Annotated in this window: 14 protein-coding genes; 4 read left to right on the top strand and 10 right to left on the bottom strand. The window is 68.3% G+C overall.

Features of this window, described 5'->3' with window-relative positions; genetic code table 11:
* Window positions 1-497 precede the first annotated feature (497 nt).
* The 3 genes from soxR to ACFVWG_RS36005 are packed head-to-tail and all read right to left on the bottom strand — an operon-like array spanning window position 498 to window position 3,350.
* On the bottom strand, window positions 498-989 hold the full coding sequence (gene soxR, locus ACFVWG_RS36015) for a redox-sensitive transcriptional activator SoxR (RefSeq protein ID WP_391547959.1): 492 nt from the start codon (window positions 987-989) through the stop codon (window positions 498-500).
* A 42-nt stretch (window positions 990-1,031) separates the two neighbouring features.
* Window positions 1,032-2,012: a serine hydrolase domain-containing protein gene (locus ACFVWG_RS36010; protein WP_391547958.1), complete on the bottom strand. Its 981-nt coding sequence runs from the start codon at window positions 2,010-2,012 to the stop codon at window positions 1,032-1,034.
* Window positions 2,013-2,060: 48 nt separating this feature from the next.
* Complete coding sequence (locus ACFVWG_RS36005; protein ID WP_391547957.1) at window positions 2,061-3,350, bottom strand: MFS transporter; 1,290 nt, start codon at window positions 3,348-3,350, stop codon at window positions 2,061-2,063.
* Window positions 3,351-3,420: 70 nt separating this feature from the next.
* Between ACFVWG_RS36005 and ACFVWG_RS36000 the strand changes: the two genes are divergently transcribed.
* Window positions 3,421-4,383, top strand: coding sequence for a GlxA family transcriptional regulator (locus ACFVWG_RS36000; protein WP_391547956.1), 963 nt, complete (start codon window positions 3,421-3,423; stop codon window positions 4,381-4,383).
* On the opposite strand, the gene ACFVWG_RS35995 is transcribed toward ACFVWG_RS36000, so the two are convergent.
* A complete protein-coding gene (locus ACFVWG_RS35995; protein WP_391547955.1) occupies window positions 4,380-5,498 on the bottom strand; it encodes a M24 family metallopeptidase in 1,119 nt (372 codons plus the stop codon). The two genes, ACFVWG_RS36000 and ACFVWG_RS35995, sit on opposite strands and share 4 nt — an antisense overlap.
* A 44-nt stretch (window positions 5,499-5,542) precedes the next feature.
* Here ACFVWG_RS35995 and ACFVWG_RS35990 point away from each other — a divergent pair, with 44 nt between their 5' ends.
* Window positions 5,543-6,331: an alpha/beta fold hydrolase gene (locus ACFVWG_RS35990; protein ID WP_391547954.1), complete on the top strand. Its 789-nt coding sequence runs from the start codon at window positions 5,543-5,545 to the stop codon at window positions 6,329-6,331.
* A 3-nt stretch (window positions 6,332-6,334) separates the two neighbouring features.
* Here ACFVWG_RS35990 and ACFVWG_RS35985 read toward each other — a convergent pair whose 3' ends face one another.
* Complete coding sequence (locus tag ACFVWG_RS35985; RefSeq protein WP_391547953.1) at window positions 6,335-8,227, bottom strand: DUF2207 domain-containing protein; 1,893 nt, start codon at window positions 8,225-8,227, stop codon at window positions 6,335-6,337.
* Window positions 8,228-8,331: 104 nt separating this feature from the next.
* Between ACFVWG_RS35985 and ACFVWG_RS35980 the strand changes: the two genes are divergently transcribed.
* Window positions 8,332-10,410, top strand: coding sequence for an elongation factor G-like protein EF-G2 (locus ACFVWG_RS35980; protein WP_391547952.1), 2,079 nt, complete (start codon window positions 8,332-8,334; stop codon window positions 10,408-10,410).
* Window positions 10,411-10,515: 105 nt separating this feature from the next.
* Here ACFVWG_RS35980 and ACFVWG_RS35975 read toward each other — a convergent pair whose 3' ends face one another.
* Genes ACFVWG_RS35975 through ACFVWG_RS35960 form a run of 4 tightly spaced genes read right to left on the bottom strand, consistent with a single transcriptional unit; the run spans window position 10,516 to window position 13,521 of the window.
* Window positions 10,516-11,775: a tetratricopeptide repeat protein gene (locus ACFVWG_RS35975; RefSeq protein WP_391547951.1), complete on the bottom strand. Its 1,260-nt coding sequence runs from the start codon at window positions 11,773-11,775 to the stop codon at window positions 10,516-10,518.
* Window positions 11,772-12,647 (bottom strand): tetratricopeptide repeat protein, encoded by an 876-nt coding sequence (locus ACFVWG_RS35970; RefSeq protein WP_391547950.1) that lies wholly within the window; start codon window positions 12,645-12,647, stop codon window positions 11,772-11,774. Before ACFVWG_RS35970 ends, ACFVWG_RS35975 begins: the two co-directional genes overlap by 4 nt.
* On the bottom strand, window positions 12,644-13,090 hold the full coding sequence (locus ACFVWG_RS35965; protein ID WP_391547949.1) for a hypothetical protein: 447 nt from the start codon (window positions 13,088-13,090) through the stop codon (window positions 12,644-12,646). The genes ACFVWG_RS35970 and ACFVWG_RS35965 overlap by 4 nt, the downstream gene beginning before the upstream one ends.
* Entirely contained in the window at window positions 13,087-13,521 is a 435-nt protein-coding gene (locus ACFVWG_RS35960; RefSeq protein WP_391547948.1) for a hypothetical protein, read from the bottom strand. Before ACFVWG_RS35960 ends, ACFVWG_RS35965 begins: the two co-directional genes overlap by 4 nt.
* Before the next feature lie 78 nt (window positions 13,522-13,599).
* Here ACFVWG_RS35960 and ACFVWG_RS35955 point away from each other — a divergent pair, with 78 nt between their 5' ends.
* Window positions 13,600-14,007 carry an HIT family protein gene (locus ACFVWG_RS35955; protein WP_391547947.1) on the top strand — a complete coding sequence of 136 codons (408 nt, stop codon included), beginning with the start codon at window positions 13,600-13,602 and terminating at the stop codon, window positions 14,005-14,007.
* Here the strand turns inward: ACFVWG_RS35955 and ACFVWG_RS35950 are convergent.
* The gene (locus ACFVWG_RS35950; RefSeq protein ID WP_391547946.1) at window positions 14,004-15,098 is read right to left on the bottom strand and encodes a glycosyltransferase family 4 protein; all 1,095 of its coding nucleotides are present in this window, start codon (window positions 15,096-15,098) and stop codon (window positions 14,004-14,006) included. The two genes, ACFVWG_RS35955 and ACFVWG_RS35950, sit on opposite strands and share 4 nt — an antisense overlap.
* Between the last annotated feature and the right edge of the window lie 3 nt (window positions 15,099-15,101).

Genomic DNA, 15,101 nt, shown 5'->3' with positions numbered 1-15,101 from the left:
GCACGAAGGACTGCAGGTAGTGAACGCGGCACGCGCGGACGCGGGGTCGGGGCGCGGCGCGGAGCCGCAGAGCCGGGACTACCTGCAGTCGCTCGTATCGATCACGCGCCCGCCGGGGGCGATAGGGGGCGCCGGTTCGGGGAACAGGCAACGCCCTTCGCGACCACAGCGTCGTACGGGGTCAGCTCCGACACGACAGCACGAAGGACTGCAGGTAGTGAACGCGGCACGCGCGGACGCGGGGTCGGGGCGCGGCGCGGAGCCGCAGAGCCGGGACTACCTGCAGTCGCTCGTGTCGATCACCCGCCGGCCGGGGGCGATAGCGGGCGCCGGATTCGGGGATCAGGCAACGCCCTTCGCGACCACAGCGTCGTACCGGCCAGCTCCGACACGACAGCACGAAGGACTGCAGGTAGTGAACACGGCACGCGCGGACGCGCGGTCGGGGCGCGGCGCGGAGGCGGGGAGGCGGGACTATGTGCAGTCGTTGGTGGTGGCTAGGCACATTGGGTGGGGTGGCAGGGGGTGCCGGAATCGGTGAGGAGGCGTTGGGGGCCGGGGCCTTTGGTGGCGAGGGCGTCGTACGGGTTGGCTAGCGCGCAGCGGTCGAGGGACAGGCAGCCGCAGCCGATGCAGTCCTTGAAGTCGTTGCGGAGTTGTTCGAGGTGCAGGATGCGGCGGTCGAGCTCCGCCTGCCAGCATTCGGAGATGCGTTCCCAGTCCTGGCGAGTGGGGGTGCGGTTCTCGGGCAGCAGGGCGAGGATGGCGGCGACTTCGGACAGCGGGATGCCGACGCGCTGGGCGATGCGGATCAACGCAACTCGGCGGAGGGTGTCGCGTTTGTAGCGGCGTTGGTTGCCGGCGGTACGGCGGCTGAGGATCAGGTTCTGGCGTTCGTAGAAGTGCAGGGCGGAGATCGCCACTCCGCTTCGTTGCGACAGCTGACCGACTGTCAGCTCACCCGGCTGCACGTCCACGACTCCACCCATGGCTCCGCCCTCCGACCAACTCAACCTCAACCTAGATCGAGGCTAGCTGACGAACGCGCGCGCGATGGGCCAGGCTCCCGGTGAGGTGTTGGAGAGCACTGTGCAGGTCGTACCGGTGTGCGGGTCGTGCGTGGACTTGAACGACTCGCCCGCGTCGTACCCGACCAGCATGGCGGTGTCGGTGGCTCCGTCCAGCCAGAAGCCGAGGCCGTAGCGCCGGGATTGTTCCGGTACGTCGCAGCGTGGGCGCACGACGTCGTCGACGGAATCCACGATGTCGCCGGCGAAGAGCGCGCGCCAGAACGTCGAGACGTCTGCTGCGGTGGTGTGGATGCCGCCGTCGCCGGTGGACAGCACGGGGAGGTGGAAGACGTTCGTGCGATCCACGCCGTCCAAGGGCAGGTAGCCCACGGCCGCATCGGCCGGCAGTTCGTCGGATCGGAGGAAGTCGGTTCGAGTCATGCCGGCCGGGCGCAGCACCCGTTGCCGGACGAGATCGTGGTAGCCGACGCCGCTGGCGCGCTCGGCCAGCAGGGCGAGGACCACGAAGCCGCCGTTGCAGTAGCAGAACCGTTCGCCGGCGCGGAACTTGCTCGGATGACCGTCCAGCAGCGGCAGGAAGTCCTCGGTGGTCGTCAGTTCGTGGGCCGCGCCGATGAAGTAGTCGGTGATCTCGGAGTCGGAGTCTTCGTCCAGGTAGTCACCGATACCGGACGTATGCGTGAGGAGGTGTTCGACCGTCACGTCGTCCGCGATCAGCGGCAGGTCCTTGCCGAGCAGCGATCGGGCTGTGGTGCTCAGGTCGAGCGCTCCCTCGCGGACCAGCGAGATCACCGCCAGGGCAGTGAAACCCTTACTGCCGCTGGCGATACCGAACCGGGTGTCCAGCGAGTTCGGAACCTGGTAGGCGCGGTTCGCCAGCCCGTACGCCTTCGCGAACTCGACCTCGCCCCCGCGATCGATCTGGACGACACCGGAGAAGCCGGTCTCCTGAGCAATCTTGTCGATCTCCCCCTGCCTCATGGCCGCAGAGTAACCCCTGTGCCTGCGTTCAGGCCGACCAATTAACGGTCAGACCGTTGCGGCGTCCGATGCCCGCACTCGGCGCCCGATGCAGGCGGACATCAAGGCCGCGGCTGCGCATAGACCACCGGCCAGATACCAAGCGAGGTTGTAGCTGCCTTGCGTATCCCGGATCGCCCCGGCCCCCGTCGCGGCAAGAGCGGCACCGACCTGGTGCGAGGCGAAGACCCAGCCGAACACGATCGGCCCGTCCACTCCGAACCATTCGCGGCACAGCGCCACGGTCGGCGGCACGGTGGCGACCCAGTCGAGGCCGTAGAAGATGATGAAGACCCAGACACTCGGCTGCGCAGTCGGTCCGAGCAGTGACGGCAGCACCAGCAGCGACAGACCGCGCAACGAGTAGTAGGCGATCAGCAGGTACCGCGGATCCCAGCGGTCGGTGAGCCAGCCGGACAGAATCGTCCCGCCGACATCGAAGACGCCAACGAGTGCGAGCAACGACGCCGCGGTCGTGATCGGCATGCCGTGGTCGTGCGCCGCGGTGACGAAGTGCGTACCGATCAGCCCGTTCGTCGACGCACCACAGATCGCGAACCCACCTGCCAGCATCCAGAACGACGGACGCCGAGCGGCCGTCCGCAGCGCGGTGAGCGCCCGCAGCGCCGAACTGCCGGTGGTCGCAATGCGCTGACCGGCGAGGCTGCCCTCGGGAGCGCCGTACGCGCGCAGGCCGACATCGCTCGGGTAGTCACGCAGGAAGATCAACACCAGCGGTACGACGGCCAACGCCGCACCGGCGGCCACCAAAGCCGGAGTCCGCCACCCGTAGGCGGCAGCGAGGTGAGCGATCAGCGGGAGGAAGACCAGCTGTCCGGTCGCGCCGGCCGCGGTCAGCAGACCGGTGACCAGCCCACGCCGCTCGACGAACCAGCGGCCGGTGATGGTCGCGACGAACGTCATCGACATCGAGCCGGTACCGACGCCGACGAGCAGACCCCAGCAGAGCAGGAGCTGCCAGGACGAGTGCATGAAGATCGTCAGACCGCTGCCGAGCGCGATCAGCACCAGCGCTCCGCTGACCACGCGCCGCAGACCGAGGCGGTCCATCAGCGCGGCCGCGAACGGTGAGATCAGGCCGTACAGCAGCAGGTTGATCGACACGGCCGACGAGATCGTCGCGTGCGACCAGCCGAACTCCTCGTGCAGCGGATCCAGCAGCACACTCGGCACGGACCGGAACCCGGCCGCCCCGATCAGCGTTACGAACCCCACCCCGGCGACTGCCCAGGCCAAGTGCACCCGAGCAGGCTTCTTCGTCTCCACAGTCTGTGTCACGCGACTACTGTGCCGCCCCCGCGCACGCCGTACCAGTGGCCAGAACGCCAGCATGTGTCAAGATGTGGCCATGAAGCCTCACGTGGTCGCCGTCCTGGCCCTCGAACCGGTCGTCGGCTTCGACCTGACCATCCCGTCCACCGTCCTCGGCGCCGCGACCACGGCAGACGGCACCCACTTGTACGACGTTCGCGTCTGCGGCATCGATCGTGGTCCGGTCCGAGCCGCGGCGGGATTCAGCCTGATCCCGGACTACGGCCCGGAGGTGCTGGCCGAGGCGGACACCGTGATCATCCCCGGCACCTACATCCCGCAGCCGCGCTACGAGGGCACACTGCCGACCGCGGTCGCCGACGCGCTCGCCATGATCCGCCCCGGCACGCGGATCGCGTCGATCTGCACCGGAGCCTTCGTGCTCGGCGCGGCCGGCCTTCTCGACGGGCGCCCGGCGACCACGCATTGGAAGCGTGCCGACCTGTTCCGCGAACGCTACCCACAGGTCGATCTGCGCGAGGACCAACTGTTCATCGACGACGGCGACATCCTCACGTCGGCCGGTCTCGCCGCCGGGGTCGATCTCTGCCTGCATCTGATCCGCCGCGACTTCGGCAGCGATATCGCCAACCGCGCCGCCCGCGCCTGCGTGGTCCCGCCCTGGCGTGACGGCGGCCAATCCCAGTTCATCGAACGCGCCGTACCGGCTGAAGGCACCGATGGGACCGCACCGACCCGAGCCTGGGCGCTGCAGCACCTCGATCGGGAGCTGAGCCTGCAGGCCCTGGCCGAGCACGCCCGGATGAGCGTGCGAACCTTCAGCCGCCGCTTCAAGGCTGAGACCGGTCAGTCGCCGGGCACGTGGTTGCTGCAGCAGCGCGTCCGGCACGCCTGCCACCTGTTGGAGACGACAGGGCTGACTGTCGATCGGATCGCCGAGGCAGCCGGACTCGGTACGGCGGCCTCACTCCGGCACCACCTCCGGTCCGACCTCGGCGTCTCGCCACTCGCCTACCGCAAGACGTTCCGCGCCAGCTAAAGCACCACCAACTCGTGTGGCCGCCGGTTCATCGGCTCGACGCCGTCGGCGGTCACCACGACGATGTCCTCGATCCGCGCACCCCAGCGACCCGGCTGGTAGATGCCCGGCTCGATGCTGAACGCCATCCCCGGCTCCAACAGCAACGAGTTGCCCGCGACGATGTACGGCTCCTCGTGCACATCAAGCCCGATCCCGTGCCCGGTCCGATGGATGAAGAACTCACCGAACCCAGCCGCATCAATCACCGCACGCGCCGCCGCATCGATCGACTCGGCAGACACCCCCGGCCGCACCGCGTCCACGGCCGCTTGCTGCGCCTCTTGCAGTACGGCGTACGTCGCTGCCACATCCGCATCCCGCGGAGCGCCCAGCGCATACGTCCGAGTCGAATCGGAGTTGTACCCCTCCGGAACCGGCCCACCGATGTCAACCACCACGACATCACCGGCCTCGATCACCCGATCCGACAGCGAGTGATGCGGACTCGCCCCGTTCGGCCCACTACCGACGATCACGAAGTCAGCTGCCTCGTGCCCCTCCTCGACGATCGCCGCAGCAATGTCCGCACCGACCTCAGCCTCAGTCCGGCCCGGCCGCAGCCACTCGCCGACCCGCGCATGGACGCGGTCGATCGCAGCACCGGCCCTGCGCAGCGCCTCAAGCTCCGCCGCGTCCTTCCGCATCCGCAGCTCGCGCACGATCGGCCCAGCCAGCACCTGCTCGGCCTTCGGCAACGCCGACCGCAGCGCGAGCACATGCAGCGCGGGCGTGAAATCGCTGACCGCAACCTGCTCGGCGCCCGACAAGCGCGAAGCGGCCAGCGCATAAGGATCGTCGCCATCCACCCACGTCAGCACCTCGATCCCGAGTGCCTCCAGCGGCAAGCCCGCATATCCCGGCGCCTCCAGCTTCGGAACCACCAACGCCAGTACGCCGTCTGCTGGGATCACCAGCGCGGTGAGCCGCTCGAACGAGCCACCACCCTGACCGATCAGGTAGCGCAGATCGGAGCCGGGCGCGATCACCAGACCGGTACCGGCGGCCGCCGTCCGGGCGCGCTCGAGGCGGGATCGCAGCACATCGGCATCAGGAGCAAGCGTATGACTCGACATGCAGCGACTATAGGCATGAGCCCCCGACAGAAAGCGACCCCTTCATGCCCCTGCACTTCGTTGCCCACGGCGAAGGAATCCCTGTACTCGCGCTGCACGGCTGGACTCCCGATCACCGGTTGATGACCGGCTGCCTCGAGCCGATCTTCACCGGCCTGCCCGGGTACCGCCGGCTCTACCCCGACCTCCCGGCGATGGGCCAGAGCCCGGCCGACGGAGTCAACAGCTCCGATGGGATTCTCAGCGCTGTACAGGCGTTCATCGACGAGCAGATCGGTACGACGCCGTTCCTGCTGATCGGTGAGTCGTACGGCGGTTATCTCGGCCGCGCGATCGCCCGTGCGCGGCCCACGCAAATGCTGGGCCTGGCGATGATCTGTCCGATCGGAACCGTGGTAGAGAACGCCGATCGCCATCTCCCGGAGCACGTCGTCCTACGGTCCGAGCCCGGTGTCCGCGAATCGTTGGGTCCGGATGAGGACTTCACCGACCTCGCCGTGGTCGAGACGGCGGCCGCGCTGACGGCGTACCGGCGAGACATCGCGCCTGGGCTGGCGCTCGCCGACATCAAGGCACTCGAGCGGATCCTGAAGAAGCGTGAACTCACGGTTGATCCGGAAGACGGTCCGCCGTACACGCGGCCGACGCTGATTATCTGCGGGCGGCAGGACGCAGTGGTCGGGTTCGAGGATCAGTACGCGCTGCTCCCCCACTACCCGCGCGCGACGTTCGCCGTACTGGATGTGGCGGGGCACAACCTGCAGATCGAGCAGCCTGAACTGTTCGACAGCCTGATCCGCGAGTGGCTCAAGCGGGTTGCCGAGGAGGCCTGACCGCTACCAGGACCCGCCGCCGCCACCTCCACCGCCGCCACCCGACGAGCCGCCACTGAAGCCGGACGAGCTACCGCCGCCACCGCCGCTGCTGGACGGAGTGGGCGGCGGCTGGAACGTCTGCGCGACCGTCGAACTCACAGCACCAGCAGTCCAGCCGGAGCTGTAGTACGACGGACCGACGTACCAGTAGGGATCGGGTGTCAGCCGGCCTGCGGCGACGAGCCGCTCGCAGACCTTCTGCCAGCGGTCGGCCAGGTCGAAGGCGATCGCCCAGGGCAGGTACTTGCTGAAGATGTCCTCGCCCTCCTCGAAGCGGAGCTGATCCGCCTCGGCAGTGGCCAGGTACTTACGGAAGCCGATCACCTGGTCGCTGACCGCACGCCCGGCCGGTGTCCGCTGACCGCGGCCGCGGATCCGCACCCAGGTCGCGATCGCGATGATGACCGCCAGCACCGGTACGGCGATCACGACGGCCCGGCCGAATCCACCGGTCGACGCGGCGGTCGCCGTACCGATGATGCCGCCGCCGAAGATCCAGATGCCGATCATCGCCATACAGGCGCAGCCGGTGCCCGACTTGAAGACCGAGCCGCCGCGGGTGCCGATCTTGGACGGCAGCCGGGTGTACCACTGCCGCGCCGCGACCTGTTCCCGCAGCGCGTTCAGCATCGCCGTCGCGGTCGCCGCCATCGACGTGTCCCCGACCGGGCGTCGCTCAAGGGTGACCGAGGCGCCGGGGACGAGCCCCGGGAACATGCCCTGCAACAGCGCCTGCTCGTGCGGCGCGGTCGCCACACTGGCGTCGACGAGAACCGCGTGCCGCTCGGTGCCGTCGTTCTGGATCCGGACTCCGCCGCGGACCGCCATGTCGATCAAGGTCGCGGCGACCTCGGTGGTGTTGGCCTTGGCGTCGATGAGCAGCCCAGCCTCGGCGACCGGGATCCGCGGCGGCGCAAAGGCGACCGGGATCTGATCGTCGTCCAGGGTGTTCTTCTCCGGTACGGCGGCGATGCCGTCCGGTGGGAACGTCCCCGGAGGCATCCCGGCGAACCGCTGGTCCTTGTTGCCGGTCCTCGCGTAGATCGCGGCGACGACCAGTGCGAACAGGCTGACGATGCCGGAGCCGATCAGCGCCGGGATGTTCAGGCCGTTGCGCTGCAGCCAGTTCGGCGGGTCGACCACGATCGGCGCGTCGTTCTGCACCACGCCGGCCTTGATCCCGGCCACGATCGTCAACTGCTCACCTTGGGCGAGGTCGGATGCTTTGAAGACACCCTTCCCGGCCACGACCGACTTCTGCGGACAGTTGGTAGTGGCTCCGCGGGTGCCGGTGAAGCACTCCACCTGCTGCACGCCCTGCGGTACGTCGACGTTGACCGTGACCTGCTTGATCGGCGCTTCCCAGGAACCACCGGTCGCGTCCCAGTACAGCTCGCTGTGGTCGTTGAAGTGCCGAAGCGCGCCGCGGACGTCGTACGTGATGACGTACGTCGCCTCCTGGCCGCTGATCGTCTTGTCCTCGTCGCCGATCGTGATCTTGACCGTCTGGTCGCGATCGCTGTCCTTCTTCTCGGTCGTCGTGTCGAAGGTGTCCGGGGCCCCGGTCGGGCTGTCGACCTTGATGTTCGAGACGTCGTACTTCTGGTCCTTCGACCGGTCGTCGGCCCACGGTTCGCGGGTGACCAGGAACCGGTAGATGCCGTGCCGGCCGTAGCTGCCGAAGTGGTAGGCGATCGTCTCCTTCACCTGGAGCACGCCGTCCGGCGTCACCGTGTAGTTGATGGTGAAGGAGCGCACCTCGTCCCCGGTCGCCGCCGACGCGGGCAGCGCGAAGCCGGCCATGGCCAGTGTGGTGACGAGCAGGCTGATGACGACCCCGAGTGCCCTACGCATGCCCGCGACACTATCGACCGCCGGGGTCCGCCGGTGGGAGGCCGCCCGATGGGCTTGTGCAAACGGACCGTTAGGGGAATGGTGGATGACCCAGGAGGTACGTCATGGCAGACAAAACGCAGACGGCCCCGGGTGCTGGCGCCGCCCCCAATGTGGACAGCCCGGCCGCCCTTCGCAACGTGGTGCTCGTCGGACCGTCAGGCTCCGGCAAGACCACGCTGGTCGAGGCCCTGCTGGTGGCCTCCGGCGTCCTGTCCAGACCCGGCACCGTCCTGGACGGCACGACGGTCTGCGACTACGACGACGCCGAGGCGCGTCAGCAGCGGTCGGTCGGGCTCGCGCTCGCCTCACTCCCCTACAACGGCATCAAGCTGAACCTGATCGACACTCCTGGGTACGCCGATTTCGTCGGCGAACTGCGGGCCGGACTCCGAGCGGCCGATTGCGCGCTGTTCGTGATCACCGCGAACGAAGGTGTCGACGAGCCGACCAAGGCGGTCTGGCAGGAATGCGACCAGGTCGGGATGCCGCGCGCCGTCGTGATCACCAAGCTCGATCACGCCCGGGCGAACTACGCCAACGCGCTCGCCGCCGCGCAGGACGCGTTCGGCGACAAGGTGCTGCCGATCTACATGCCGGCTGACGACGGACTGGTCGGGCTGCTGTCCACCACAGACCCGTCGTACGAGGAGCTTCGTGATTCGCTGATCGAGGGCATCATCGAGGAGTCCGAGGATGAGTCGCTGATGGAGCGGTACCTCGGCGGCGAGGAGATCGACAAGCAGGTGCTGATCGAGGACCTCGAGCGCGCGGTCGCACGCGGCTCGTTCTTCCCGGTGGTGCCGGTCTGCAGCGGTTCCGGGGTCGGCATGCACGAACTGCTCGAGGTCGCGACCAGCGGGTTCCCGTCACCACTGGAGCATCGGCTTCCCGAGGTGTTCACTCCCCACGGAGTACCGCGCAAAGGACTGGCCTGCGATCCGAGCGGTCCGCTGCTCGCCGAGGTGGTGAAGACGACCTCGGACCCGTACGTCGGCAGGGTGAGCCTGGTGCGGGTGTTCTCCGGCACCATCAGGCCCGACACGACAGTTCATGTGTCGGGCCATTTCACGTCCTTCTTCGGTGATGTGAACACCCATGAGGACCATGACGAGGACGAGCGGATCGGCACCCTGTCGTTCCCGCAGGGCAAGCAGCAGCGCCCGGCCGGCACGGTGATCGCGGGCGATCTGTGCGCGATCGGAAGGCTCACGCGGGCCGAGACCGGCGACACGTTGTCGGACAAGGCCGACCCGCTGCTGCTGAAGCCGTGGACGATGCCCGAGCCGTTGTTGCCGATCGCGATCCAGGCCCATGCGAAGACTGACGAGGACAAGCTCGGTGCCGGGCTGCAGCGACTGGCCGCCGAGGACCCGACCCTGCGGATCGAGCAGAACCCCGAGACGCATCAGATCGTGCTGTGGTGCATGGGCGAGGCGCACTCAGACGTCGTACTGGATGCTCTGTCCAACCGGTACGGCGTGACCGTGGATACCGTGGAGTTGCGGGTGCCGCTGCGGGAGACGTTCGGCGGCAAGGCCAAGGGGCACGGCCGGCATGTGAAGCAGTCCGGCGGCCACGGTCAGTACGCCGTGTGTGACATCGAGGTGGAGCCGCTCCCCGGTGGTTCGGACTTCGAGTTCGTCGACAAGGTGGTGGGCGGCTCCGTACCGCGGCAGTTCATCCCGAGCGTGGAGAAGGGCGTGCGCGCGCAGATGGAGAAGGGCTGCACGGCCGGGTTCCCGATGGTCAACATCCGGGTGACGTTGCTCGACGGCAAGGCACACAGCGTGGACTCGTCGGACATGGCGTTCCAGATGGCCGGTGGGCTCGCGTTGCGCGAGGCCGCGGCGGCGACGAAGGTCAGTCTGCTCGAGCCGGTCGACCTGGTCTCGGTGCTGGTACCGGATGAGCTTGTCGGTTCGGTGATGAGCGATCTGTCCGGGCGGCGCGGTCGGCTGCTCGGGACCGACAAGGTCGGGGACGACCGCACCCTGGTGAAGGCCGAGGTGCCGCAGGTGGAGATCACCCGCTACACCATCGACCTGCGGTCGCTGTCCCACGGCGCAGCAAGCTTCAGCCGCGCCTTCGCCCGCTACGAACCCATGCCCGACGCGGTCGCCTCCAAGGTCAAACCCACCTAACGTCCGAACGCCCGCAGTACGTGGTCAGCGTGTTTTCGGACGCTAGCCCCACACCCGTCACAACGTCCGAACAGCCGCAGTACGTCGTCGGCGTGTTTTCGGACGTTAGCTCTTGGTGTCGCGGTTGAGGCGGCGCCGGACGTCGCGGGACTTCAGGTACGACGCGACATCGTCGTACCGCTCGCTCTGGTTCGCGAACTCGATGTAGGAGCGGACGCGGTGCAGCCAGTCCAGCGTGGACGGCTTCACCGCGTTCAGGACGTCCGTGAGGTGGTGCATGGCCAGCGGTGGTTCGCCGCCATTGGCCAGCGCTTCGTCGATCACCCGGTCGACGCCGCGCTCGATCAGCGCACGCAGGTCCGCGCCGCTGAACATCGGCGTCTGCCCGGCGATCGCCTTCAGGTCGAGCCCGGCGGCCGGCACGTCCTTCACCAGCACCGACAGGATGTCGGCGCGAGCCGGCTCATCCGGCGGCGGCACGAAGATCACCCGGTCGAAACGGCCAGGTCGAAGCATCGCCTCGTCCACGTCCCAAGGCGCATTGGTTGCCGCGAGCACCAAAAGGCCGTCGTTCTCGGAGCCGATCGCGTCCAGCTCCTGCAGCAGTACGTCGACCAGCCGGCGCGCCTCGGACCCGCCGTGCTTGTGCCGGGCGAAGGCCAACGCGTCAAGCTCGTCGAGGAACAACACGCACGGTGCATTCGCGCGGGCGCGCTCGAAGGCGGCGTGCAGGTTGCGCTCGGAGACGCCGAGGTAGGGGTCCATCACGTCTTCGATGCGGACGTTGATGAACGGCAGCCCGCACTCCCCCGCGGTCGCGCGGGCCAGCAGCGTCTTGCCGCAACCGGGCGGGCCGTAGAGCAGCACGCCGCCGCCGGACTTGCGGCCGTACTTCTCGTACAGCTCCGGGCGGCTGAGCGGCAGGATGACCATGCGGTGGATGACCCGCTTGATCTCCTCCATGCCGCCGACCTGGTCGAAGGTCGTGGTCTCCTTGCGGGTATCAGCCTCGAACGGCGTCTCCGCCTCCGGGCCGACCTTGATCTTCACGCCGCTGCGCTCGGAGATCATCTCGTCGACCAACTGCTGCAGCCGCCCCGTCCCCTCGACCACGCCCTTCTGCCGCGCCGTCTCCAGCAGGCTGCGCAGCAGCGCGAGCCGGCCGTTGGTCGCGGCCAGCTCCCCCACCGGCACGAACTGGTCCTCGGGCAGACCGTCCTTGTCGAGCAGTACGACGTACTGGTCGAGCGCCTCTTCGACGTGCTCGGCGCTAGCCAGCGACTCGGCGAGGACCAGCCGCAGCAGCACGTCGTCCGGGTTGGCGTCGACCGCCTTGCGGAGTGCGTCGATCCGTTCGTTGCTCATGCGCCCCACTTTCGGTTCAGGTAGCGGCGGAGCAGGGACGGCACCACCCACGAATAGATACAGAACCCGAGCCAGACCATCGCGAACACGAACGACAGCGGGGCGAGGCCGGCGGCGCGCAGGCCGTAGATGATCGCGACCGCGCCGATCCAGACGATCAGCGGGTTGACGCGCTGGAACGGCCGCAGCGGCAGCATCAGCGGGTGGTTGATCAGCTTGGCCTCGCGGGCGGCCGCACGCAGGTCCTGGTCGCCGGGCTGCGAGGCGGCGGCCGAGGCAAGCGAGTTGTAGCCCGACCGCGCGTCCCCGGTCAGCATCGACGCCGTACCGTGCAAGGCGCGAGCGTGCGGGTCTTCCGGATCGTGGGACAGTGCCTCGGTGCTGTGCCGGCGCATGTCCTGGTCCTTGCCGAGCGCGAACGCCACCTCGGCCCGGGCCGCCGACACGACCGCGCTCTCCGGCGCATGCGACGCTGCGCGCTCGACCAGCGCACTGGCCTTCTCGGCTTGGCCGGCTGTCAGGCAGACGCGGGCATAGCCGATCAGCAGGTCCGGGTCGTTCGGGTCCAGGCTCAGACCTTGCAGGTACGCCGCCTCGGCCTCGGGCAACCGTCCTTCGGAGCGCAGCGCGGACCCGAGCACCTGCAGCAGCGGCAGGAACGGCCCGTGCAACGCCAGACCATCCTTCAGTACGTCGATCGCTTCCGCGTTCCGGTCCAGTTGATGGAGCGCGGCCCCACGGAACAGGTAGGCGCGGAAGTCGACGGCCGCATCACCCCACAGTCCCTGGAGCTCGTCCAGGGTTCGCTCGGGATGACCGATCTGCAGCCAGTGACCAGCCATCTGCAGGCGGGCCTCGGTCGGCTCGTTCACAACGTCACCACCAGAGCGAGAAGGAGGGCCTCGGCCACCGCACAGACCACGACCAGGATCGGACCGAGCACCCACATCGAGTGGTAGTCGGTCCCGCGCAGCTGGAACGCCCGGTCCATCGGCCGCTGCCAGCGCATCTGCGCCAGGATGCACAGCACCGCGACGACCCGGACGACGATCCGCAGACTCGACGTCCGCTCACCGTCGCCGTTCAGCAGCGCGTAGATCGCGATCACCGCGCCCAGCCCAACGACGCCGGTGCCCGCGATCAGCCAGCGCTTGCTGCGCTCGACGCCGAGCCGCCCGCTGTTCAGCCAGGCGATGATCGTCCCGGCGATCACACCACCGAAGAACGCCACGAAGGCCTGCGTCGTCAGCCGCCAGGGCCGCACCGCGGGATCCACGGCCGAACTGATCGTCGGCCGGAGCAGTTCGTCGCTCATGAGCTCGCCACCACCGCGATCATCAGTTCGGTGAACACACCGATCGCCACCATGGCCAGGTTTCCGGCTCCGAACGGTACGGCGTACTCGCGGCCGCTCAACTGGAACACCCGATCGGGCTGCCGCTGGATCCGGTACTGCACGTAGTAACAGAGTGCCGCGACGATCCGCATCGGCAGCAGCGCCTTCCACCACGCTCCACCGTCCGGCATCAGCAGCCCGACTGCGAAGAACTCGATCACCATGCCGAACAGCCCGACCGTCACGATCAGCCCACGCTTGGAGTCAGCGACCCCGAGCCGCCCACTGTTCACGAACGCCAGCCACGTGACCGGCAGCACCCCGCCCAGGACCGCAATGTAGATCACCCGCGTCAGCATCCACGGGCTCACCGCAGTCCCCGCGCTCGGGCGCAGTACCTCGTCCGGCATCGGGCTCCTCAACTTCGTGGGTGGTGCAGTCATTCTGACATCACGACCACAAACCGCCGCACTCGATAGTGTGGGCCGATGAGCGAGAACTGTCTCTTCTGCGGGATCGTGGCCGGAACCATTCCGTCGACCCAGGTCGGCGAGAACGAGCGGGCGATCGCCTTCATGGACATCGCCCCGGCGACACCCGGTCACCTGCTGGTGATTCCGCGCGCGCACTCGACCGACCTCCGCGAGACCGCACCCGAGGACCTCGCGGCTATCACCTTGCTGGCCCAGTCCCTGATCAGCCGCGTCATCGACCGCCTCGACGGCGCCACCGGCGCGAACCTGCTGAGCTGCATCGGCGCCGACGCCTGGCAGACCGTGTTCCACACCCACCTGCACGTCATCCCCCGCTACCCCAACGACCCCATGGTCCTCCCCTGGCAGCCGCACTCAGGCGACCTGGACGAGATCAAGGCAGTCGGCGCCCAACTGGCCTAGCGGCGAGCGACAAGTTCGTAGACCGACATCAGGTCGGGCACCAGGACCGACCAGTCATAAGCCTGTACGGCGGTCAGTCCGGCGGACCGGAGTCGTTCGCGATCAGCTGGTGAGTCCAGCAGGTGGAGGATGCGGTCAGTGAGGATGCCGACGTCACCGGGCTCGAACAGGTCGCCCAGTCGGCCGTTTTCCAGGACCTGCCTGAAGGCGGGCAGGTCGCTGGCCAGCACTGGTGCTCCGGCTGCCATCGCCTCAAGCAGAACGATGCCGAAGCTCTCACCGCCCAGGTGCGGAGCGATGTAGACGTCTGAACCGGCGAGCATGTCGGCGCGGGCCTCGTCGTCGACCATGCCGAGGAAGAGCACGTTGTCGCGGCACCAGAACGGCAGCGACCGCCACGCCTCGTCGGCCTGTCCGGCGCCGGCCACGAGCACTTTCAGCCCGGGTCGCTTGGTCACGAGCGCCGGGACTGCCTTCAGCAGGACGCCCAGACCCTTGCGCGGCTCGTCGAGCCGGCCGAGGAAGCTGATCGTGCCATCGCCCTGCCACTCCTGGCGCGGACTGCCCTTGAAGCGAGCCGTGTACAGACCGTTGGGGATCACGACGGCCTCGCCACCGACGTGCTGAACCATCATCGAGCGCGCGTTCTCCGAGACCGCGATCCGCGCATCGATCTTCTCCAGCGCCGGCCGCAGCAGACTGGCGGCCGCACTCATCGCCCGCGACCGGACCTGCCAGGTGTGGAACGTCGCCACGAACGGACCGCCCGCGGACCAGAGCGCGATGATCGAGGCACTCGGCGTCGTGGGCTCGTGCACGTGGACGACATCGAAGTCGCCTTCGGCCAGCCAGCTCTTCACCCGCGCCGCGGTCCGCGGCCCGAAGGTGACCCGGGCCACCGAGCCGTTGTACGGGACCCCGACGGCGCGACCGGAGGAAACGACGTACGGGGGGACCTCGTTGTCGTCGACCGGCGCGAGGACCGAGACCTCGTGTCCGAGGTCGAGGAGCGCCTCGGCCAGATCGCGGACATGGTTCTGCACACCGCCGGGCATGCCCAGCGAGTACGGGCACACCACGCCGATCCTCACGAA

Origin of the sequence: Kribbella sp. NPDC058245 (genome assembly GCF_042882005.1) — a bacterium.
Taxonomy (GTDB): domain Bacteria; phylum Actinomycetota; class Actinomycetes; order Propionibacteriales; family Kribbellaceae; genus Kribbella.
This window is presented reverse-complemented; position numbering and strand designations above follow the sequence as displayed.

Coding starts and splice junctions, on each gene's coding strand:
- ACFVWG_RS35980 (WP_391547952.1), top strand. CDS start 8,332: ATGGCAGACAAAACGCAGACGGCCCCGGGTGCTGGCGCCGCCCCCAAT.
- soxR (WP_391547959.1), bottom strand. CDS start 989: ATGGGTGGAGTCGTGGACGTGCAGCCGGGTGAGCTGACAGTCGGTCAG.
- ACFVWG_RS35995 (WP_391547955.1), bottom strand. CDS start 5,498: ATGTCGAGTCATACGCTTGCTCCTGATGCCGATGTGCTGCGATCCCGC.
- ACFVWG_RS35985 (WP_391547953.1), bottom strand. CDS start 8,227: ATGCGTAGGGCACTCGGGGTCGTCATCAGCCTGCTCGTCACCACACTG.
- ACFVWG_RS36010 (WP_391547958.1), bottom strand. CDS start 2,012: ATGAGGCAGGGGGAGATCGACAAGATTGCTCAGGAGACCGGCTTCTCC.
- ACFVWG_RS35965 (WP_391547949.1), bottom strand. CDS start 13,090: ATGAGCGACGAACTGCTCCGGCCGACGATCAGTTCGGCCGTGGATCCC.
- ACFVWG_RS35990 (WP_391547954.1), top strand. CDS start 5,543: ATGCCCCTGCACTTCGTTGCCCACGGCGAAGGAATCCCTGTACTCGCG.
- ACFVWG_RS35955 (WP_391547947.1), top strand. CDS start 13,600: ATGAGCGAGAACTGTCTCTTCTGCGGGATCGTGGCCGGAACCATTCCG.
- ACFVWG_RS35960 (WP_391547948.1), bottom strand. CDS start 13,521: ATGCCGGACGAGGTACTGCGCCCGAGCGCGGGGACTGCGGTGAGCCCG.
- ACFVWG_RS36000 (WP_391547956.1), top strand. CDS start 3,421: ATGAAGCCTCACGTGGTCGCCGTCCTGGCCCTCGAACCGGTCGTCGGC.
- ACFVWG_RS35975 (WP_391547951.1), bottom strand. CDS start 11,775: ATGAGCAACGAACGGATCGACGCACTCCGCAAGGCGGTCGACGCCAAC.